General features: G+C 59.0%; 17 protein-coding genes. 8 read left to right on the top strand and 9 right to left on the bottom strand.

The window, feature by feature from the left end:
* Positions 1–150: 150 nt before the first annotated feature.
* The 3 genes from GBK02_RS08575 (at position 151) to ppk1 (ending at position 5,012) form a co-directional block, all read left to right on the top strand.
* A complete protein-coding gene (locus GBK02_RS08575) occupies positions 151–1,443 on the top strand; it encodes a class I adenylate-forming enzyme family protein (protein ID WP_203466268.1) in 1,293 nt (430 codons plus the stop codon).
* Positions 1,440–2,780, top strand: a complete 1,341-nt coding sequence (locus GBK02_RS08570) for an isochorismate synthase MenF (protein ID WP_203466267.1) — start codon at positions 1,440–1,442, stop codon at positions 2,778–2,780. The genes GBK02_RS08575 and GBK02_RS08570 overlap by 4 nt, the downstream gene beginning before the upstream one ends.
* 150 nt (positions 2,781–2,930) lie before the next feature.
* The gene (gene ppk1 / locus GBK02_RS08565) at positions 2,931–5,012 is read left to right on the top strand and encodes a polyphosphate kinase 1 (protein ID WP_203466266.1); all 2,082 of its coding nucleotides are present in this window, start codon (positions 2,931–2,933) and stop codon (positions 5,010–5,012) included.
* Positions 5,013–5,087: 75 nt separating this feature from the next.
* Here the strand turns inward: ppk1 and GBK02_RS08560 are convergent, their stop codons facing one another.
* Together GBK02_RS08560 and GBK02_RS08555 are read right to left on the bottom strand one after the other, a co-directional pair.
* Complete coding sequence (locus tag GBK02_RS08560) at positions 5,088–6,425, bottom strand: DEAD/DEAH box helicase (RefSeq protein WP_203466265.1); 1,338 nt, start codon at positions 6,423–6,425, stop codon at positions 5,088–5,090.
* A 103-nt stretch (positions 6,426–6,528) separates the two neighbouring features.
* Positions 6,529–6,939 (bottom strand): bacteriohemerythrin, encoded by a 411-nt coding sequence (locus GBK02_RS08555; protein ID WP_203466264.1) that lies wholly within the window; start codon positions 6,937–6,939, stop codon positions 6,529–6,531.
* A gap of 201 nt (positions 6,940–7,140) precedes the next feature.
* Between GBK02_RS08555 and GBK02_RS08550 the strand changes: the two genes are divergently transcribed.
* Both GBK02_RS08550 and GBK02_RS08545 read left to right on the top strand, forming a co-directional pair.
* The gene (locus GBK02_RS08550; RefSeq protein WP_239002951.1) at positions 7,141–7,749 is read left to right on the top strand and encodes a cytochrome c oxidase subunit 3 family protein; all 609 of its coding nucleotides are present in this window, start codon (positions 7,141–7,143) and stop codon (positions 7,747–7,749) included.
* A gap of 3 nt (positions 7,750–7,752) precedes the next feature.
* Positions 7,753–8,058 (top strand): hypothetical protein, encoded by a 306-nt coding sequence (locus GBK02_RS08545; RefSeq protein WP_203466263.1) that lies wholly within the window; start codon positions 7,753–7,755, stop codon positions 8,056–8,058.
* A 3-nt stretch (positions 8,059–8,061) separates the two neighbouring features.
* On the opposite strand, the gene GBK02_RS08540 is transcribed toward GBK02_RS08545, so the two are convergent.
* Positions 8,062–10,284 (bottom strand): bifunctional (p)ppGpp synthetase/guanosine-3',5'-bis(diphosphate) 3'-pyrophosphohydrolase, encoded by a 2,223-nt coding sequence (locus tag GBK02_RS08540; protein ID WP_203466262.1) that lies wholly within the window; start codon positions 10,282–10,284, stop codon positions 8,062–8,064.
* A gap of 106 nt (positions 10,285–10,390) precedes the next feature.
* Between GBK02_RS08540 and GBK02_RS08535 the strand changes: the two genes are divergently transcribed.
* Both GBK02_RS08535 and GBK02_RS08530 read left to right on the top strand, forming a co-directional pair.
* On the top strand, positions 10,391–11,275 hold the full coding sequence (locus GBK02_RS08535; RefSeq protein WP_203466261.1) for a DMT family transporter: 885 nt from the start codon (positions 10,391–10,393) through the stop codon (positions 11,273–11,275).
* Positions 11,275–12,054 carry a zinc-dependent peptidase gene (locus GBK02_RS08530; RefSeq protein WP_203466260.1) on the top strand — a complete coding sequence of 260 codons (780 nt, stop codon included), beginning with the start codon at positions 11,275–11,277 and terminating at the stop codon, positions 12,052–12,054. Before GBK02_RS08535 ends, GBK02_RS08530 begins: the two co-directional genes overlap by 1 nt.
* Here GBK02_RS08530 and GBK02_RS08525 read toward each other — a convergent pair.
* From GBK02_RS08525 to GBK02_RS08505, 5 genes are read right to left on the bottom strand one after another with little or no spacing between them, the layout of a single operon-like run.
* The gene (locus GBK02_RS08525; RefSeq protein WP_203466259.1) at positions 11,988–12,761 is read right to left on the bottom strand and encodes an alpha/beta fold hydrolase; all 774 of its coding nucleotides are present in this window, start codon (positions 12,759–12,761) and stop codon (positions 11,988–11,990) included. The genes GBK02_RS08530 and GBK02_RS08525 overlap by 67 nt on opposite strands.
* Positions 12,758–13,612, bottom strand: a complete 855-nt coding sequence (locus tag GBK02_RS08520) for an alpha/beta fold hydrolase (protein ID WP_203466258.1) — start codon at positions 13,610–13,612, stop codon at positions 12,758–12,760. Before GBK02_RS08520 ends, GBK02_RS08525 begins: the two co-directional genes overlap by 4 nt.
* A gap of 37 nt (positions 13,613–13,649) precedes the next feature.
* On the bottom strand, positions 13,650–15,971 hold the full coding sequence (locus tag GBK02_RS08515) for a DNA internalization-related competence protein ComEC/Rec2 (RefSeq protein ID WP_203466257.1): 2,322 nt from the start codon (positions 15,969–15,971) through the stop codon (positions 13,650–13,652).
* Positions 15,972–16,028: 57 nt separating this feature from the next.
* Complete coding sequence (locus GBK02_RS08510; RefSeq protein WP_203466256.1) at positions 16,029–18,320, bottom strand: response regulator; 2,292 nt, start codon at positions 18,318–18,320, stop codon at positions 16,029–16,031.
* A gap of 2 nt (positions 18,321–18,322) precedes the next feature.
* On the bottom strand, positions 18,323–19,072 hold the full coding sequence (locus GBK02_RS08505) for a PhnD/SsuA/transferrin family substrate-binding protein (RefSeq protein ID WP_203466255.1): 750 nt from the start codon (positions 19,070–19,072) through the stop codon (positions 18,323–18,325).
* Between the two features lie 354 nt (positions 19,073–19,426).
* Here GBK02_RS08505 and GBK02_RS08500 point away from each other — a divergent pair, with 354 nt between their 5' ends.
* Entirely contained in the window at positions 19,427–19,960 is a 534-nt protein-coding gene (locus GBK02_RS08500; protein WP_203466254.1) for a DUF2062 domain-containing protein, read from the top strand.
* Here the strand turns inward: GBK02_RS08500 and GBK02_RS08495 are convergent.
* Positions 19,950–21,965, bottom strand: a complete 2,016-nt coding sequence (locus GBK02_RS08495; RefSeq protein ID WP_239002950.1) for a methyl-accepting chemotaxis protein — start codon at positions 21,963–21,965, stop codon at positions 19,950–19,952. The two genes, GBK02_RS08500 and GBK02_RS08495, sit on opposite strands and share 11 nt — an antisense overlap.
* Positions 21,966–21,993 lie beyond the last annotated feature (28 nt).

Raw genomic sequence — 21,993 nt, 5'->3', positions numbered from 1 at the left:
TGCAAGCAAGGTCAAGATATCCTTTTCAAACTTATTTCTGATATCTGTGTGATGCTCGGTGAAATCAGCCAAATACAGGCAATGGAAGGATCTTTTCCTTGATCTGCGTTATCCCGAAAAAACCATCTCACTGCGTATAATGGTTCGCTCATGAAGGATGCCATTTCACTCGCCGACAGCCTCTACATTCACGCCCGCCATGGACAGGCTGCACCAGCCCTGATCGCTGCCGGCCAATCCTGGAGCTACGCCGGACTACTGGCCGACGCCCAAGCAGAAAAAAGCAGCACAACAGGCGCACCCAACACACCACTGATCGCCTCAGGCAGCAGCCTGGCGCTGGCACGACAAGCGTATCGCTGTGCCATCGAAAAACGCCCTTTCTGGCCCGTCGACCGCAACAATCCGGCCGGTATCGAGAAAAACCGGGCTGCACTGCAAAACATCGAGCTTCCTGGCGAGACAGCATTGATCATTTCGACCAGCGGCAGCGAGGGCGAAGCCCGTGCCGTATTGCTCGGCAGCACAGGCATGGCCGCGGCCGCCCGGGCATCCAATCAGCACTTGCCGCTCCATCCGGGTGACATCTGGCTCAACTGCCTGCCGCTTTACCACATCGGCGGCCAGTCGATCCTGTGGCGCTGCGCCCTGGCCGGCGCCAGCGTGCTGCTGCATGAAGGCTTTAGCATCGAGAATATTGCGGTCGACCTCGAAAAATACCCGGTTTCACATATATCTCTGGTTCCGGCCATGCTGGCCCAATTGCTCGACAAGCAGATCGCCGCCCCCGCCAGCCTGCGCCACGTTCTGGTCGGCGGCGCGGCACTCACCCCTGCGCTGTACGAAAAAGCCCTCGGTGCCGGCTGGCCGGTCTCCCCCAGCTACGGCATGAGTGAAACATCGGCCCAGATTGCGACGTACCATCCGGCCGACGGCCCCTGGCAACAAGGTCTGGTTGGCAAAGCATTGACCGGCAGCGAAATTGCCATCAGCACGAATGGCCGGATCCGGGTTCGCGGCCAGCAACTCATGCTCGGCTACCTCGATGGCAGCGGGATCGATGCCGACGGCTGGCTGACAACCGGCGACCTGGGCCGGATCGATGCGGCGGGCTGTCTGACCGTGACCGGCCGGGCCGATGACATGCTGATCAGCGGCGGACGCAACATTCACCCGCTCGATGTCGAAGCCTGCCTTGCCGCTTGCCCCGGCATCATCGACATTGCCGTCACCGGCCAGCCCGACCCGGTATGGGGCGACCTGGTCGTCGCACTGATTGTTGGCACGGCCAGTGCCGAACAGATTACCCGACATGCCCGCCAGCACCTGCCCTCGGCAGCCGTACCACGCAAACTGGTTTTTCTCGACCGATTGCCACGTAACCCGACCGGAAAACTGGTCAGGGCAGAATTGCGGCGCCTGGCCGGCGAAAGCGCGTCATGAAGTCACTTCTGCACAAACTGATCAACGATCAAAGCTGGGCAGCGCAACTCGAAGCGCTGGCGACAGGCGCGCCGGCCTCGGCGCCAATCAGCATCAGCCGGCCACTGGCTGGCACAAGCGCCGACTGGCTGAGCCTGCTCCCCGAAAATGCACCATTCTGGTATCGGGCCCGTCCGCAACAGGGCGAATTCCGGCTCGGCATTGGCCATGCACTGCATCTCGGCACAGCCGGCAGCAATCGCTTTGCCGCTCTCGACAATGCCTTTCAGGGGCTGTGCCAGGAATGGCGGCACGAAGGGAGCGCCTACGCCTTTGCCGGCTTCGCCTTCGATCCGGAAACACATGATGGATTGCCCAATGCGCTGCTCGCCATTCCATCCATCCTGCTCACCTCGATCAACGGGCTAAACTCCGTCACCCTGACGATTCCCGCGGCTCGCCGCGATCAGGCACGAGCAACATGGCTGGAGCTGATCGCCCAGCCGGCAATCGCCCGCCCCGTACGCCGACTGCCGGAACGCCCGGAAACACTGGCCGAACAGGCGTGGATGGCCAGAGTCCGCGCCGCCTTGCGGGAAATTGAAAAAGGCACGCTGGACAAGTTGGTTCTCAGTCGCCAGCGCAGTATTCAGGCAAGCGCGCCTTTTTCGGCCGCAACCATTCTGCGCAACCTGATCGACCGCCAACCTGACAGCCTGATCTACGCCCACGGCCAGAGCGAACAAACCTTTCTCGGCGCCAGCCCGGAGCGCCTGCTCCGGCTACAGAACGGCGCGGTTGAAGCTGATGCGCTGGCCGGTACGGCATGGGCCGAGTCGCCCTCATTGAGCGATCCCAAAAACCGGCACGAGCAATCGCTGGTCGTCGATGCCATCATCGACGCCCTGGCACCGCTCTGCCAGACCCGCCCCCAGGCCGGTACACCGACCGAGCATCCAGCCGGCCATCTTCGTCATTTGCGCAGCCGGATTTCTGCCCGCATCAAGGAACAAACCACACTCTTCGACCTGGTCCGTGCTCTGCACCCGACACCGGCGGTTGGCGGCTTTCCCGGTCCGGCTGCCCGGCACTGGCTGAAGCAGCATGGCGAGCGGCGACCAAGCTGGTACAGCGGTGCTTTCGGCTTGCTCGATAGCCATGGCGAGGGTGAATTTTCGGTCGCCCTGCGCTCGGCGCAGATCAACGGCTGCATCGCCGAATTCCATGCCGGCGCAGGCATTGTTGCCGGTTCCGATCCACGGCAGGAACTGGCTGAAACGGAAGCCAAACTAAGCACCTTGCTCAGCGCCTTTGCTGCACCGGAAACGCCCCCGCTGACCGGTACCCTGCACGACTGACAGCGAGTTTTCCGGGAAAAACCCGGCTTTTTGGGGCGCCCCCTGCCAGCCACTTGTTTTTCAGCGCCGCCTGTCATTCAAATGAAATATTTGTGCAACAAAATGACGGGCTTACGGCATATACTTGAGAAATAACGTGGAGTGCGCGCGATGACCCATCCAAAATTACAACCCCGCTTTCCGGCTGATCAATACCTGAATCGCGAGCTTGGCCTGCTTGCCTTCAATCGCCGTGTTCTCGCCCAAGCCCAGGACGAACGTGTTCCCCTCCTTGAACGACTGCGCTTCCTTTGCATCGTTTCAAGCAATATGGACGAGTTTTTCGAAATCCGCATGGCCGGACTGAAGGAACAACTCAAGGCCAACGCTCCCGGCATTACAACCGATGGCCGCACGGCACAAGAAGCTTTCCGACTGGTTTCAGCCGAAGCCCATGCCATCGTGACCGACCAGTACCAGCATCTAAATTCGGTCATTCTTCCGGCTCTGGCCGAACAGGGCATCCACTTCCTGCGCCGCTCCAAATGGAATGAAGCACAGCGTGAGTGGATCCGCAGCTACTTCATCCGCGAAATGGTGCCGGTACTCACGCCCATCGGGCTGGACCCGTCGCATCCCTTCCCGAAAGTACTCAACAAGAGTCTCAATTTCGCCGTCGAACTTGAGGGCAAGGATGCTTTCGGGCGCAGTTCGAATGCCGCGATCGTCCAGGCACCGCGCGTCCTGCCACGCGTCATCCGCTTGCCGGAAGAACTGGCCGGGGTCGAATACGGCTTTGTTTTCCTGTCGTCCATTCTTCATGAATTTGTCGGCGAACTATTCACCGGCATGACCGTGCTCGGCTGCTACCAGTTCCGCGCGACACGCAACTCCGACTTGTTCGTCGATGAAGAAGAAGTCACCAACCTGCGCACCAAGTTGCAGGGCGAGTTGCCGCACCGTCACTTTGGCGACGCTGTGCGTCTCGAAATTGCCGACAACTGTTCAGAAGCGATGACCGAGTTCCTGCTCGCCCAGTTTGGCTTGAACGAACAGGATCTTTACCGCGTCGTCGGGCCGGTCAACCTGGTTCGCCTGATGCAGGTACCGGACTGGGTCGACCGCCCGGACATGAAATTCACGCCCTTCGTCCCCGGGCTGCCCAAGGCTGTCGGCAAGGGCATGAACATTTTTGACAGCATTCGCAAGAACGACATCCTGTTGCACCACCCCTACCAGTCTTTTGCCCCGGTCATTGAATTGCTCAACCAGGCGGCGATCGATCCGCTGGTTGTCGCGATCAAGATGACGGTCTATCGCACCGGTACCGATTCGGTGCTGATGCAATCGCTGATCCGCGCCGCCCAGAACGGCAAGGAAGTCACTGTCGTCGTCGAACTGATGGCCCGCTTCGATGAAGAGGCCAATATCGGCTGGGCTACCAAGCTTGAGGAAGTCGGCGCCCATGTGGTCTATGGCGTCGTCGGCTACAAGACCCACGCCAAGGCACTGCTCATCGTACGCCGCGAGGAAGGCGGCCTGAAACGCTACGCCCATCTGGGGACGGGCAACTACCACCCGCGCACCGCCCGGCTCTATTCCGACTTCGGCCTGATGACGGCCAATGAGGAAATCACCCACGATGTCAGTGAAGTTTTCAAACAGCTCACCGGCCTCGGCAAGGCGCGTACGCTGAAGCATCTGTGGCAAGCGCCCTTCACGCTGCAGCCCAATGTCGTTGCCGGCATCCGGGCCGAAGCCGAAACAGCACGGGCCGGCGGCAAGGCTCGCATCGTCGCCAAGATGAATTCACTGCTCGAAGCCGAAGTCATCCATGAACTCTACGAAGCCTCGAAAGCCGGCGTCGAGATCGAATTGATCATCCGCGGTGTCTGCGCACTGCGCCCGGGCGTTCCCGGCCTGTCCGAGAACATCCGCGTCCGTTCGATCATCGGTCGCTTCCTTGAGCATCACCGGGTGTTCTATTTCTACGCCGGCGGCCAGGAAACGGTCTATCTTTCAAGTGCCGACTGGATGGAGCGCAATTTCTTCAAACGGATCGAACTGGCCTTCCCCATTCTCGACCCCAAGCTGAAAAAACGCGTCATCACCGAAGGTCTGAAATTCTATCTGGCCGACAACCAGCAAGGCTGGGACATGAACAGCCAGGGCAATTACCAGCGCCGCCGCTCTCCGCGCGCCAAGCCACACAATGCGCAAGGCGAACTGATGGTCACGCTGGGAGATATCTAGGCGCGGTTTGCTGCGGTCGACCTTCGGAAAAATAAAAATGCGGCCTGAAAGCCGCATTTTTCATTTCATCAACCATCAACGTCCGCGCGGTTTGGCCGCAGGTTTGCGCCCGGCAGGCGCGGCTGCATTCCTGGCCTGGCCACGACGCCCCCGCCCGGCCGGCTGATCATCAAAACCGACCCAGTTGCTCGGCACACCTTTGCCGGAAGATTTGGGCACTTTCGGTTTTTTGGGTTTTTTCAGCACCTGACCGGCACCGTTGGTCATCGGAACGCGATGATCCGGTTCAAACCCCGGCTCTTCATGACGCACCAGCGTCTGCTTGGTCAGGGTTTCGATGGCCGACAGCAGATTGACCTCATCGGCACAGACCAGTGAAATGGCCTCGCCGGTCGCCCCCGCCCGACCGGTCCGCCCGATACGATGAATATAGTCTTCGGCGATGATCGGCAGATCGAAATTGACCACCTGCGGCAAATCGTCGATATCCAGTCCTCGGGCCGCCACATCGGTAGCGACGAGAATCTTCACCTCGCCAGCCTTGAAGCTATCCAGCGCACGCTGACGGCTGGCCTGCGGCTTGTCGCCGTGAATCGAGTCGGCACTGATCTTCATCGCCAGCAGGGTTTCAACCAGTTGCTCGACGCCCTTGCGGGTCTTGACGAAAACCAGCACCTGTCCCCAGCGCCTTTTCTTGAGCAAGTGGCAAAACAATTCGCTCTTGCGTTTCTTGTCGACCGGGACAACCCACTGTTTGACGCTCTTGACCGTCGTATTGCGCGGGCTAACCTCGATACTCAGCGGCTTGTCGAGCAGCTTGGCGGCCATCGCCCGGATTTCGTCCGAAAAAGTGGCCGAGAACAGCAGGGTCTGGCGACGCTTCGGCAAGCTGGCAAACACGGCGTTCAATTCATTGGCAAAACCGAGATCGAGCATGCGGTCGGCTTCATCCAGCACCAAGGCCTGCACCTGGGTAAATTTGACGGCATTCTGGCGATGCAGGTCGAGCAGACGACCCGGCGTCGCGACCAGCACATCGACGCCCTTGCGCAACGCCATCATCTGCGGATTGATGCTGACCCCACCGTAGACCGCGTAAGTCCGCAGTGGCAAGCCTTCGCCATATTCGCGGAAACTGGCATGAACCTGTTCGGCCAGCTCACGGGTCGGCACCAGCACCAGAACACGCACGGAATTGGCATTGACCGGCGGACCTTCGCTGACCAGACGATGCAGCAACGGCAAGGCGAAACCGGCGGTTTTACCTGTCCCGGTCTGGGCTGCGGCCATCAGGTCGCGACCGGCAAGCACCGCCGGGATGGCCTGGGCCTGAACCGGCGTTGGCGTTTTGTAGTCGAGTCTTTCGAGCGTGTGGAGAAGCGGGTCGATCAGACCGAGTGAAGCAAAAGTCATGGGAGTGGGCTGGCCGGCAAGGGCAAAAAACGGAATGGGCGGAGTTTACCCTGTCGCGAGCCGATATCCGGTGCTCGATCCGGATTGTTCAGCAATACACCCTTTACTGCTGGGCGGCCTGCGCTTGCTGCAGGTGCCGGCCAAGATTCTTGTCCTCTTCCGAAATATGGCGCTCAAACCAGTATTCGACGAAGCGGATCAGGCTGAACACATCCATTTTCCCGGCCTGCACATCGGCCAGCGTCTTGGCGATGCTCTTCAGCATTTTTCCATGCTTCACGGCATGGAGCGAAAAATCCAGCCCGGCGGCAGTCGCCAGACGCTCCTCGGTCGCACAGTGTTCGCGCAAGGCCAGCATCAGGGCTTCGGCCTCGACGACCGGCAAGGCATTCGCTGCGATGCACAGCGCCTTCAAATTGGCCAGGCGGGCAAACAGCGCAGCGTGCTGGTTGTCGATTTCCGGAACATCGATATGCAGTGCTTCAGGCAGAAAAGCGGGTGCGACGGCAGACATTGCGAACTCCTTGAATGCGGGAACCGACCAACAAAGGTGAACTCAATTATTTTTATCAGTTTATTACGAATAAGCCATTTTCAGCATGTGCTGCGGTCGACAGGCCAGAAAATCCATTTTCAGAATGTTTGATCCATGCGGCAGTATTTTCTTTCTGTGCCTGCCAGACTATCTCTTTTCGAATACCCATTGTGACGCCCCATGTCCTCTGAAGCGACGCTCGATACGATGCCGGATACGCCCTCCGCCCCTGCGGCCGGCCGGATTCCCGGCAACAAGGGGATCTGGGTTGGTATCACCTGTGAATTTGTCGAGTTTGCCGTCCTGTTCATCGTGTACTTCGTTGCCCGCTCACACTTTCCCGAAGCATTTCAACAAGGCGCCGACCGTCTTTCCCGGGTGTCCGGCACGGTCATTACGCTGCTCATGGTCACCAGCAGTTTCTTCATTGCCTGCTCGGTCACGACGATGCGCGCCGGCCGCCGCAAGGCGTCGCTGTACTGGTTGATCGCCGGCCTGATCGTCGCCCTCGGCTACCCGGTTGCCAAATATCTGGAAATCCAGTGGAACCTGGCACACGGTATCAATGGCGAGTCAGGCATCTTTTTCACGGTGTATTACTACCTGACCTTCAATCATCTGGTCCATGCCACCTGGGGAATTCTTGGCATCATCTGGGTGCTTGCCCGCCACCTGGTCGGCGGCTACACGGTCGAAGACCACGTCGGACTGGAAGCGCTGGCCAGTTACTGGCACGCAACCGACATTATCTGGCTGATCATTTTCCCGTTCTTTTACGTGCTGGCCTGAACCATGGACAATCATCCGACACCGAGCACTTCGCTGCGCCCGCTGACCGAGGCATGGCTGGTTTTATGCCTGCTGACCGTGCTCAGCCTCGGGCTGGGCCAATGGTTTCACGGCGCCCCCTGGCTTCCCTTGCTGGTCGCCGCAATTGTCTGGTTCAAGGGCATGCTGGTGGCGCATCGCTTCATCGAATCCCGGCTGGCACACCCGTTCATTGCACGGGTGCTGGCGATTTTCATCGCCTTTGCGCCAGCCGCCCTGATCCTGACCGGATTTTTCGGCACGCAGTTCGCCCGCTGGGCGAGTTTGTAAAACTCAGGCCCGGCGGACGCCGACCACCCCTTCGACTTCATGAATCAAGGCCAGCGTGCGCTGCATCTGGCGCAGGTTGGTCACTTCGACGGTGAAGCTCATGTGTGCCTTGCCCTGCTTGGACTGGGTGTTGACCCCGATCACATTCAGCTTTTCGCGTGTGAAGACTTCCGAAATATCGCGCAGCAAACCCTGGCGATCGTGGGCATCGACCACGATATCGGTCGCAAAGACGCCGGTCGTCTGAACCCCCCAGTCGGTTTCGATGACCCGCTCCGGATGCAGTGCCGCCAGGTTGGCAAAATTGGAGCAATCCATCCGGTGAATCGAAATGCCCTTGCCGCGCGTGATAAAGCCCTGGATTTCGTCTGGCGGCGCCGGTTTGCAACAGCGTGCCAGCTGGGTCAGCAACTTGTCGACACCGACGATCAGGATGCCCTGGTTACCTTCAACCGGTTTGCTCGGCTTGGTCTGGACCTCGTCCGGCAACAGGGTTTCGGCCAGCAGATCGCCCCCCCGGGCAACCGACTGGAACTGACGCTGATTGAGATCGCCCCGTGCGGCAGCGATATACAGGTCGTCAGCCTTGGAAAAGCCGAGCTTGTGCGACAGCTCCTCGATATTCGCACTGGTCTGCCCGGCCCGCTGCAACTCCTTGGCGATCAGGCTGCGTCCTTCGGACAACGTTTCTTCCAGCGCCAGGTTCGAGAACCAACTGCGCACCTTGACCCGGGCGCTCTTGGTGTGGATGTAACCCAGCGTCGGATTGAGCCAGTCGCGTGACGGCCCGCCTTGCTTGGTGGTCACGATCTCGACCTGCTGCCCGGTTTCGAGCGCCGTGTTGAGCGGCACCAGATGACCATTGACCTTGGCGCCCCGGCAACGGTGGCCAAGATCGGTATGGACCCGGTAAGCGAAGTCGACCGGCGTAGACCCTTGCGGCAGATCAACCACCTTGCCCTGCGGCGTAATCACATAGAGCGTTTCGTCGAGCGCCGCCTGCTTGTAATGATTGACCCAGTCGGAACTGTCGGCGACCTCTTCCTTCCAGGTCAGCAGTTGACGCAACCAGGCGATTTTCTCGTCGTAATCATCCTCGGAAGTCCGCTTGCTGCCTTCCTTGTAACGCCAGTGGGCGGCCACGCCGAGTTCGGCATGCTTGTGCATTTCCCAGGTGCGAATCTGGATTTCCAGGCTGCGCCCGTCCGGACAACGCACCGCCGTGTGCAGCGAGCGATAGTAGTTGCCCTTGGGATTCGAGATGTAATCGTCGAACTCCTTGGAAATCGGCGACCACAGGTTATGCGCAATGCCGAGCGCGGTATAACAATCCTTCAGATCATCGACGATGATGCGCAAGGCGCGCACGTCGTACACCTCGGAGAACTCGACGCCCTTCTTCCGCATCTTGTTCCAGATGCTGTAGATATGCTTCGGTCGACCGTAAATTTCGGCCTTTTTTACACCGGCCGCTTCCAGCTCGCTGCGCACCCTGGCGACCGCATCGACGATGAATTGCTCGCGTTCCGAGCGCTTCTCGTCGAGCATCTTGGCGATTTTCTTGTAAGTCTCCGGGTGGATGAAGCGGAAGGACAAATCCTCCAGTTCCCACTTCAGTTCCCAGACCCCGAGGCGGTTGGCCAGCGGCGAATAGAGCTCCAGCGTTTCCCGCGCCACCTGGATGCGCAGATCGTCCGGATTGGCCGCGTAGAAGCGCAGGGTCTGCGTCCGGCTGGCCAGGCGCAGCAGCACGACGCGAATGTCCTCGACCATCGCCAGCAGCATCTTGCGCAGCACTTCGACCTGCGCCTTCATCTCGGCCGGATTTGCTTCACCGGCTTCAATATTGGCCGCCACGAAGCCTTTGGTGATCGGCCGCAGCCGATTCAGGCGCGAAATGCCATTGACCAGATGCGCTGCCGGCTTGCCGAAATGCTCCTCGATCCGGGCGATGCCATGCTCGTCATGGGACGGTATGGCGAACATGATGGCCGCAATGCGCGATTCGACATCCATCCGCAAGCCGGCAATGATGACCGACATGCCGAGGGCGTGCGACCAGATACGCTCGCCGCTCCCCAGTTTTTTGTCACCATAAGCTTCCCAGGCGTACTCGACCGCCCGCTTCAGGCGCGCTGCATCGTCGGCAGCCAGACCTTCCGAAAGGGTGGCGAGAAACTGATCGAAGTCGCTCTGGGCAGCGACGGAGTGAACGACGGAAACCATAGGCCGGCATTATATGTCCGTTCCACTCAGGACCGGTGCAGATCAGCATTTTCGCGGCACAACTGATTGCTGTCCGGCCGGCAGCTTCAGGCATAATCCGGCGACCATGCCCAAACTGCTCACCAATCCCTACACCCTGCTTGTCCTGACCACTTTATTCTGGTCCGGCAACATGGTCCTCGGTCGCGGCATTCGTGCCGACGTCCCGCCCATGGCCCTGGCTTTCTGGCGCTGGGCCATCGCCCTGATGCTCGTCCTGCCGCTGGCCCTGCCGCATTTCAAAGCACAGTGGCCGCTGCTCAAGAAGGGCTGGAAACCGGTCGTCACGCTCGGCCTGCTCGGTGTCGGCTGCTACAACACCTTTGCCTACGTTGCATTGCAATACACCGGGGCGACCAATGCGGTGCTGCTCAATTCTTTCATTCCGATTGCCACCATCGCCATTTCCTGGGCCTTTCTCGGCAAGCACCTGGGCCGACTCGAAGGGCTGGGCGTAATGATTTCACTGTGCGGCGCGCTGACGATTGTGGCGCGCGGCGATCTGCAGGTTCTCGCACACCTCAACCTCAACGTCGGGGACGTCTGGATGCTTGGCGCCGTGCTGGTCTGGGCGATTTACACCGTCGGCCTGGCCTGGCGCCCATCGGGCGTTCATCCGATGCTGATGCTTGCCGCGATGACCAGTGTCGGGCTGCTTGCCCTGTGCCCGGCCTACCTCTGGGAAATCGCCAGTGGCCGGCAGATCAACGTTCACCTTGCTTCACTCGCCTCACTGGCTTACGTCGGCATTTTTCCGAGTTTCCTCGGTTATATTTTCTACAACCGCGGCGTGGCCGAAGTCGGCGCCAACAAGGCCAGCCTGTTCATCCACCTGATGCCGGTTTTCGGCACCCTGCTCTCGGCCGTTTTCCTCGGCGAGATACCGCACTGGTACCACTACCTGGGAATCGGCCTGATTTTCAGCGGTATCTGGCTGACGATGAAAAAATAATGGGCCTGTTCGACTGGTTTCGCCAGCGCCGACAGAAGATTCCGGAAAGCCTCTGGGCCGCCACCCTGGCAGCCCACCCTTTTCTGGCCGATCTTGCGGTCGACGAGCAAAAACAGTTGAAAATGCTCGCCGAAGCCTTTCTCGCCGAAAAAGAATTCAGCACGGCCGGCGGTCTGGTCTTGAGCGACGAGATCTGCGTTTCAATTGCCGCACAAGGCTGCCTGCCGATTCTCAAGCTCGGTCTCGGCGCTTACCGCGACTGGGTCGGCATCATCACCTATCCCGATGAATTCGTCGTACCACGCCAGATTGCCGACGAGAATGGCATCGTGCATGAATACGACGACATCCTCTCCGGAGAAGCCTGGGTCGGCGGACCACTGGTTGTTTCCTGGCACGATGTCCAGCTGGCAGGCAATGGCTACAACGTCGTCATTCACGAGTTCGCCCACAAGCTCGACATGCTGAACGGCGAGCCGGACGGCATGCCGGCGCTGCACTCAGGCTTGACCGCCGAGCAGTGGCAAGAAACCTTTTTTGCCGCCTACGAGGATTTCTGCCGGCGTGTCGACAACGACGAAGAGACGATCATCGACCCCTATGCCAGCGAAGAGCCGGCCGAGTTTTTTGCGGTCATGTCGGAAAGCTTTTTTGAGCTTCCCGAGGTCGTTGACCGCGAATATCCGGCACTTTACGCCTTGCTCAAAAACTACTACCGGCAGGACCCGCTCAGCCGACGGACAAAAGCGGCCAGTGCGGCCAGCACTGCAGCCTCCTGATCACGCTGCGGCGAGTGGCCGCAGTTTTCCAGCTTGAGCAATTCAGTACCCGCCACCTGCTCGGCGATCACGTCAATCTGGCGCATCGTGGCGTACTCGTCGTCGTAGCCCTGAATGGCCAACACCGGGCAGGTGATGCGCGGTAGATACGCTTCGATGTTCCAGTCCCGAAACGGTGGCGACAGCCAGGTATCGTTCCAGTCGCTGAAGACACGTGGCGCATTGGCGTGATAACGCGCCAGCTTGTTCGGCCAGTCTGTCGCGGTCCACGTCGTTTTTGCGGCCGAAATCCCGGCCAGGGTTTCCGCTTCAACGAATTCATGCGGCGCCATGACGGCGACTCCGAGCGGTCTTTCCGGAAAGGCACCGGCAAAAATCAGCGCGATGCTACCGCCATCGCTGTGGCCGACCAGGACAGGCCGCTCGATATTGAGCGCCGCCAGCAAGGCCGGCAAAGCCTTCTCGCCTTCGTGGTGCATGTAGCGCCACTCACGCACCTCGGCATAAGGCTCGGAACCACCGTAGCCAGCCCGCGACCAGACGATGACGCGACAACCCGTTGCCTTCGCCAGTTTCTCGGGAAAATCACGCCACATCGCCACACAACCCAGACCTTCATGCAGCAGCAGCAAGGTTGGCAACGCGGCATCCTGCGCCGGAAAATCACGGTATTCCAGCTTCAGGCCATCAACAACAATATGTTTCATACGCTGAGTAAAAAGTCGCGAGCAACTGAAATCTGCTCTTCGGTCATGAACATCGGCGCATGGCCGACCCCTTGAATTTCGGCCAGTCTGGCCCGTGGACCGCGCAATCCCATCGCCTGCCAGGTTTCGCGCGTCAACAAATCGGAGTCGGCGCCGCGCAAGACCAGCGTCGGACAAGCAATTTGCTCGTAGACTGGCCATAGATCGATATCCTGATCGCCAAAAGCGGCCTTGAACGGTGCGGCGATCTGCGGATCGTAGACAAAGCCCCAGCGCCCGTCAGCCCGCTGCGCCACACTGCTTTCAGTCAATGCGTACCACTGGGCCTCGGTCAGCGCCCCAAAAGGCGCGCTGACCGCTTTGACAAAAGCCAGCGCTTCGTCGAAGCCCGCCCAGGTGGGATCGGTGCCGACATAGCTGCCAATCCGCTTGAGTGATTCGACGGTAATCACCGGCCCGACATCGTTAAGCAGCAGTTTGCGGATTGGCGAGCCTTCCTGGCTGGCCAGCGCCATGCCAATCAGGCCGCCCATCGAGGTACCAACCCAATCGACCGTCTCGACGTTGAGCCGGGCAATCAGCGTCACCATGTCGGCCACGTACTGCGGAATGCCGTAACCGGCCGGATTGCGCAAACGACCGCTGCGACCACGCCCGACAACGTCCGGACAAATCACCCGGTAATGGCTGGACATGGCTTCGGCCAACTTGTCGAAATCACGCGCATTACGCGTCAAACCATGAACGCAGAGCAATACGCGGGGATTGTCGCGTTCGCCCCATTCGGTATAAGCCATCCGGTGCAAGCCGGATGGGCTGATGCATTGCACGCTGCGTTGAGTGAATTGCATATTGCCTCCTGTCCCTGACTTTATCATCACGCTGCGCTCAACGGCCATGCCAGTAACGTTGATGCATGGGTCGCCAGCCCGATACCGCCACACCGTCCTGATCAAGGGCGATGAGCACGGCGCCATCACGATCCGTCCGCCAGAGCTCGACACCGGCCGCTTCATAGCGCCCGACAACCTCTTCTTTCGGATGCCCGAAGCGGTTCCGGTAACCAACCGGAATCACTGCATGGCGGGCGCCAACGGCGGCAATGAACGGAGGCGTCGAAGAAGTCCGTGAACCATGGTGCGGGACAAGCAGGACATCGGCCTGCAGATCGGCAGGATAACGGGCAAGCAACGCAGCCTCGTCCGGCGCTTCGATATCCGAGGTCAGGAGCAAGCGATGTCCACCACTGCTGATCCGCAATACGCAGGAAATATGGTTGGCTTTGCCGTTGACCGCGTAATCCTGCAATGTCGGATGAAGCACCTCGAAATAAACGCCATCCCAGCTCCAGTGCTGGCCATCGAGACAACGCTCGCCGCCTGAATGGCTGACCGACGAAAGCAGTTGATCGACCTTGATGGCCGACTGGACAGAGGCCGAACCGCCGGAATGATCGCTGTCACGATGCGTCACCACCAGAGTATCGACACGATCGATGCCGAGCCAGCGCAAATAAGGCACCACAACGCGCTGCCCGGCATCTGATTCGGCGCTGTAGAGCGGGCCGGGATCATAAATCAAGGTATGGTGACGAGTGCGTACCACACTGGCCAAGCCCTGCCCAACGTCAAGTACGCTGACCCACACCTCACCGGGCTGAGGTTTGAGCGTTGGCCAGAATATCGCCGGAATCAGCAACGCCAGCCCCATCAACCGACCGGGTACGCCACGCGGCAACAGAATGACCAGCACGCCCAGTCCGGCGACCAACGCGACCCAAAGCGGCGGCGCAGGTGCTTGCCAGACCGGCCAGAGAGCGCACCACGCCAGAAAAACCATCAGCACATCGAACACGGCATGCGCCAGAGCCAATATCGGTGGCCAAGGCAGCACCGCACCGAGCAAGGCTAGCGGCGTCACGATAAAGCTGACCACGGGAATGGCCAGCGCATTGGCTAGCGGCGAAATCAGTGAAAATTGCTGAAAGACCAGAAGCAATACCGGCAGCGATGCCAGTGTGGCGGCCCACTGAACCAGACTCCAGGCCGCCAGGTGCTGCCGCCAGCCGACAACCCGGCCAATGCCGGCCGATCCGACATAAAGCAGCACGCCGACCGCGCTGAACGACAACCAGAACCCGGCGGCCAGAATCGCCCACGGATCAAGCAACAGCACGACCAGCAAAGCCAGGCACAGCGTCCGGCTGGGCGCGATGATGCGCCCCGAAAACATCGCCAGCGCAGCGACCAGCAACATGTAGAAAGTACGCTGTGCCGGCACGGCAAAACCAGCCAGCAAGGTATAGATGAAAGCCGCCAGGCAGGCAGCCAAGAGGCCGGTCTTCTGGGCCGGCAGGCGCAAGGCAAGCGCGGGGACTCGCCGCCAGAGTGTTGAAACAAGCCAGCCGAACAAGGCCGCAACCATCGTGACATGCAAACCGGAAATGCTCATCAAGTGTGTGGTTCCTGTCCGGTTGAAGGTCACCCACAGGTCACCGTCGATCGCCCGCTGATCGCCGATGGTCAACGCGACGAGAATGCCAGCCCAGGGATGACTGGTCGCCGGCAGCATTTCAGCGAGACGCTGCCGGGCCTTGTCGCGCAGCAGCTCGACCAGATAAGCCGGCTGCCAGACCAGCGCATCCAGGCGCTCGGCAGCCGGACTATGCCTGACATAACCGGTCGCCCGGATGTTGCGCTCAAGCAGCCAGGCTTCGTAATCGAAGCCACCGGGATTGGCGTTGCCGTGCGGCCTTTTCAAACGAACCGTCAGGCGCCAGCGTTCCCCTGGGTGAATAGCCGGCAAACCGGCGGCACCCTCCGCATCGTTCACCTGAAACCACGACAACATGATGCGTCGTGGCACACCGGATGCCACGGTCAACGTCTTTTCAACGACAAATTCAAAACGCGAACCGCGCCCAAAGCCTTGCGGCAATTCGGCAACGACACCAAGCACCTGGATATCCTGCCCCTCCAGCTCGGTGGCCAATTCATCCTGCAAACGCTGCCCAGCCGACCATGCCGCCCAGCCGAAACCAATGGCAAAACACAGGAAAATCGCCGCAATCCGGTACGCTATTGCCGGCTTTGTCCAGAGATAAGGCAGTGCGGGAACGGCCGCCAAGCAGGCAGGCATCCAGTGCGGCAAAGCGGGTTGCATTTGCAGGCACAGCACCCCGAAGGCAAAGGCAAGGATTGAACAGCGCATGACAATATAATATCCAGACATGCAGCTTTGTCCGGATATTTTGTCGGCAGATCGAAACTAGCCGGTCGATCGGACCTTGAGCAGGGAGCGATAAACCGTTGCAAACATGCGCTCCGGGTCGATCGGCTTGGGAATGAAATCCGTCATCCCGGCAGCCAGACAGACTTCACGATCTTCGGCGAAGGCATTTGCCGTCATTGCCAGGATAGGCAACGTCAGGCCATTCGGCAGGCGACGAATCTGCGCCGTGGCAGTCAGGCCATCCATCACCGGCATCTGCATGTCCATGAACACCAGCGCGTAATCATGGGTTCGACAAAGTTCGACTGCCTGCAGCCCGTTTTCGGCAAATTCCACGGTCAACCCCGTTTCGGTGAGGAATTCACCGGCGATTTCCCGGTTAATCATTTCGTCATCGACGATCAACACAGGCAATCCGGAAAAATCGCGACGAATGGCTTCGCCCGGCGGCGTTTCCGCCACGACCGGCTCGGCCTGCAAGTGCTGTCCGGCCTTGCGCAGACGAGCGGTGAACCAAAAAGTGCTGCCTTGCCCCGGAATACTTTCAACCCCAACCTGCCCGCCCATCAACTGGGCCAGGCTCCGTGTAATCGATAGACCCAGACCGGTGCCGCCGAATTTGCGGGTAGTCGAACCATCTGCCTGCTCAAAAGCATTGAACAAACGGCCAAGCACCTCCGGCGATATGCCGATGCCGGTATCGCTCACATTCAGGCGCAGGAGGACATCGACGGCGCTTTCTTCGATGACGTCGCAACTCAGGATCACCGAGCCCCGCTCGGTAAACTTGATGGCATTTCCGGCAAAATTGATCAGCCCCTGCATCACGCGTGTCGGATCGCCCAGCAGATCTGCGTCATAGCGAACCGGCATCAGTGTCAGTGCCAGCCCTTTGTCGGCGGCCCGTTCAGCCAGCATCGCCACGGTGTTATCCATCAAGGTGGGCAGGTGCAAGCGTGTTTCCTCCAGCGCCAGCTTGCCGGCCTCGATTTTTGAGAGATCGAGGATATCGTTGATCACGCTCAGCAGATGGCGTGCGGCAGCATCAATCCGGTCGAGGCGGACATGCTGCTGGACATCGATGGTATCGCGCCGCATCAGGTGCAACATGCCCATGATGGCATTCATCGGCGTACGAATTTCATGACTCATATTGGCCAGGAAAACGCTCTTCGCCTGACTTGCCTCGACAGCCACTGCACGAGCCTCTTCAAGCTGGGTGGTCCGCTCGTCAACCAAGGCTTCGAGATGGTTGCGATAGCGGTCCAGCTCGCGGGCATTCTCGCGTTTCTCGGTAATGTCCTCCTTCGTCGCCATGTAGTGGCTGATCTGGCCATCCGCTCCGCGCACCGGAGAAATCAGGCAGAACTCGGCGAACAGTTCGCCGTTCTTGCGTCGGTTGGTAAATTCCCCTTTCCAGACCTTGCCGGCCAGCAAAGTCCCCCAAAGATCGGTGTAAACCTCGGGTGGCGTCAGGCCAGACTTCAAAATACGGGGGTTTTGTCCGCGTACTTCATCGAAGGTATAGCCGCTGACTTGTGTAAAGGCGGAATTGACGTACTCGATTCCCCCCTGGACATTGGTCATCAAGATACCGACCGGACTTTGCTCGACGGCAACCATCAACTGGCGCAGCGTTTGTTCGGCCTCGTCGCGCGCCCGGTCCCGGGCATGAATGCCATCCAGCATGGTCATGAAACGTTCGCGCAGAAGATCCAGTTCATCGCCATAGACTGGCGAACCAGCGCCATGCGCGACCTGCTCGCGCAACTCCTCGGCAATGATCCGGTTGGTCAGCTTGCTCAACTTGGTCAGTCGTCGTGTGACCAGGCGGGAGACAACAAAACGCAAACTCAAGGCCAGGATGACAAAAATGACCAAGGAAGAAATGAGCAGGTCATCGACCCGGTTATTGACGATGCGCTCGAAATGCTCGGGCGAATAGACCAGTTCAAGCTCACCGAAATAACGCTTTGGCGCATCGTGCAGACCAGGCATTTCAATCGGCACAATGAATATTTCGCCCTTGGCCTGACGTTCACCGTAGTGCGCCAGGACTTTGTCCTTCTGGCGAACCTCGACGTACTGGATTTGCTCCGTTGCCCGACCCATGGTCTCCAGAGCGTACTCCAGCGCAGGGTAATCAAGGGCAACCATCGGTTCGATGACAAATGCAGCCAACGACCTGGCAACAGCCTCCCCTTGATTACGCATGATGTCGCGCAACTCACCGCTTTCCTTTTGTACCGAATACCAGGCCATCGGCAGCAAGACCAGCGTGAGCGCCAGGATCATGCCGGTAATGATTCGGGTGGAAAGCTTGATCATGATCAGCCTCCGAACTGTCGGGAAAGACGCATGGCCTTGCGCAGCTCATCGAAATAGCTTTCCCGCCCAGGCAGAAAACCATCGCGATCGATGTATTTCAAGGCATTCTGATCGACATGCAACAGCGCCGTCCGCATTGCATCGGCCAAACGCCCGTCGAGCCTTTCATTGACGACCCAGGCTTGGGTCGGCGTGACAAATGTCTTCAGCTTTTTCAATCCACGGCCGGCGTATTTTTCAATGGTCCGCTCGTTCGTCGCGCCCACATCGAAGGTCCCGGCAGCAACGGCAAGCGCAACCTTGTCATGGCGACCCAGGTATTCGAAACCACCCAGATCGCTCGCTTTGATCCCAGCCTGAACCAGTGCCGCCTGAGCCAGATACGCCCCGGTCGTCGATGTCTGCTCGCCAAAGGCGAAACGCTTGCCCTTGATATCGGCCATCGAGGTCACACCGGAATCACTCCGGGTAAATATCGCCCCTTCAAAGAAGGTATCTCCCTGGTGGCTTTCCATCACCAGCAAGCGAACCGGTGCCTTGCGTTCCCTGGCAAGCACGTAATTGGCCGGTCCGATACGGGCAAAATCGAAGTTGCCGCTGTACAGGGCTTCCTGAGCTTCGGTGTAGGTGGAAAAAATCCGCAATTCAATCCTGAGATTGAATCCTTTGGCATTCAGAACCGCTTCAACATGGCGCTGAAAAGGTTCGATCTTGCGCAACTCCTCGCTTGGGCGCTCGGCTGCGTAGGTCACGAATCGCAGTACGCGAGTTTTTTGAGTTATTGGCGGGGAGTCGACCGCAGCAACAGGCTGGCCAACAAAAATCGACAAAAACAGCAAAAGAAAAGGACACGTTCGGCGAAACCTGCACCGAAAATAACGAGCAACCGGAAGAAAAAGCATCAAGACAAAGATTTTTCGACCCCTTATACAGTGCTAGCTTGAACCACAGCCTGGAATCATTGCCCGCACATTGTTTCACAGACTATAAAGACAAGACTCTCGTCATACAACCATAAACCACCCGGCATCGGCACGAGGCGATAGATCCCCGACACACCGATCTGCAAAGACGATTATTCCCCCATCTGCTGTAATAATGCACTCATGCGCCGCACCATCAAGAAATATCTGCCGGATCACGACAGCATTCGCCGCAATCCCTGGCTGAAGCCATTTGCGTCTTCGCTGCTGCACCCCCGGTTATGGCACCTGAATCGCCATTCGGCCGCCGGAGCTGTGGCTGCCGGTCTTTTTTGCGGACTGATTCCCGGCCCTTTGCAGATGATCGGTGCCGCGATTTGTGCCTTGATATTCCGGGTCAACCTGCCGCTGGCCATGCTGGTCACGCTGTACACCAACCCGCTGACCATTGTTCCGCTGTATATCGTGGCTTACCAGATGGGGCGTTTGCTGCTCGGCGATCAATCTGGATTCGTCGCACCGCCGGCGCTGAATCCGGCTGATTTCGTGGCGTGGACCGCGGCAATGCAGTCCTGGATGCTGGAAGCAGCCAAGCCGCTCGGCGTCGGACTTTTCATCCTGGCCTGCGGCTTGGCAATTGCTGGCTACCTGATGACGCATGCAGCCTGGCGTATCTACCTGATACGTGCCAGGCAACGCCGCAGGATCAAGTCCTGAAGCGGGCGACCTCTTTACTCAAGGTTTCCGCCAGTTCGCGCAACTTGGTCGCCGTATTGGCATTGCCACAAGCGGCTGCGTTATTCTCTTCCGCCATCTGGGCAATCCGTTCGACGTTCTGGGCAATTTCCGTACTGGCGCTGGCCTGCTCGCGCAAGGCAACGGTAATTTCAGAAACTGAATCAACCACCTGGCGAGCCTGCTGCTGAACCTTTTCGATTGCATCACCGGCCAGTTGAGCCTGCTCCACACCGGTGGCCACGCGCTCGACCCCCTGCTTCATGCTGCTCACAGCCGTTGCCGTACCGGACTGAATCGAACCGATCATGCCGGCAATTTCCTGGGTCGACTTGGCCGTCCGTTCCGCCAACTTGCGGACTTCATCAGCCACGACCGCAAAGCCACGCCCTGACTCGCCAGCCCGCGCCGCTTCAATCGCCGCATTCAAGGCCAGCAGATTGGTTTGGTCGGCAATTTCCTTGATGGTCCCGACAATGGCCGAAATCTGGTCAGACTGCTGCCCAAGCGCCTCGACTGCAGCCGCAGACTGATTGACGGTCGAGGCAATTCCCTGAATCTCGTTCACGACATTTTGCACAATGCGGCTGCCATTGGCGGCCACTTCGTCGGATTCACGCGAATAACTCTGGGCGTCCTGCGCATTCCTCGCAATATGATCGACACCGACCGTCATTTCCTCGACCGAAGCCGCCATACTCGAAGCCGAATCACTCTGCGCGCCGGTGCTGGTCGAAATTTCCTGGCTCGATGTCGCCAGTTGTTCGGCTGCGCCGCGCAACTGCTGGACATCGCTCTGGATACGTCCGAGCAATTGGCGGAAAGCCGCCGCCATATCGTTGAAATCAACCCCGGCAGCATGCAGTTCATCCTGCCCTGCCGTTTCAAAATGGATGGTCAGGTCGCCATCTGCCAAACGGCGTGCACCTTGCGAGAAAACATTGACGCTGTTGATGACCGAATAATAGGTGCCGATCGAGAGGTAAGCCACGACAAGCATGACGATCAAGGCCGCCAAAGCGTTCAACCACAGAATCCGGCGCGACTCGTTGACCCGCTCGTTCAATTGCTTTTCGAACTGGGGAATCAGCACCTCGTACATCACCTTGTAGCCCAGATCGATGACCTGGGTCGTTAGTGCAAAGTATTCCTGCGGCGGAGTGGCAAATTTCTCACCCAGAATGTCGTCACGCACCAGCGCAAACACCTTCTCGGCACCATCCGAAAACTCTTTTGCCGGGCCGCTCAGGGACGGCTGAAGCGCAGGTGCCATGCGCATGACCTTTTGCAGGTTGTTGTTCTGCGCGCGCAGCGTGCTGGTCATCTGAGCCACCAGTGAAGCCACATCGACCCGCTGCTGCCCGGTCAACTCCTTCTTGGTCAGGACACCAGTGCCGCGTGCACGCGTGATCCCCAGCGGCTCAAGCATGGCAGGCATCTTGGTGACCACGGTATCCATGAAATAGTAGGTATCCATGGCCGGATCAAGCGTCAGCTGGGTTTCATCGGCCACTTCGACCATGAAAACCAGCGCCTTGTCGATCATCTGTGAGTGGCGCTTGATATTCTCGGCCGGAGTCCAGCTCAAGCCCTGGCTGCGCACAGCCTCCCAGTCATCGCGAATGGCTTTCCAGGCGGGCATTTGGCGCAAGGTGGGCGACAAGCCGGCATCGGTCGCAAGTACAGCCTCCGCCACGTCTTTTTCCTTGGCGGCACGCTTTTCCTTCATTGCCTCATTGCCATTCAGAACACCTGAAGACAAACCGCGATGTTGCTGCATGAACTGCACCATCTTGTTCATCGGCTTGAGCATCTGCAAACCGGCAATTTCCTGACGGGCCGTTTCGATATCCCGGTTCAATGTCACAAAGACCGTCAACAGCAGCGTCACAATGACACAGGAAACCGCTACGCCAAGCAACAGGAACTTGCTTGAATAACGAAGACGATTCATCAGCGCAACGGCCGGGCTGAACAGGGATTTCATGATCTCGGCTCCGAAAAAATATTAAATT

The sequence above is a fragment of the Dechloromonas sp. TW-R-39-2 genome, assembly GCF_016864195.1.
In the GTDB taxonomy this organism is placed as follows: Bacteria; Pseudomonadota; Gammaproteobacteria; order Burkholderiales; family Rhodocyclaceae; genus Azonexus.
The sequence above is the reverse complement of the archived record's forward strand: the minus strand, read 5'-3'. Positions and strand labels throughout refer to the sequence as shown.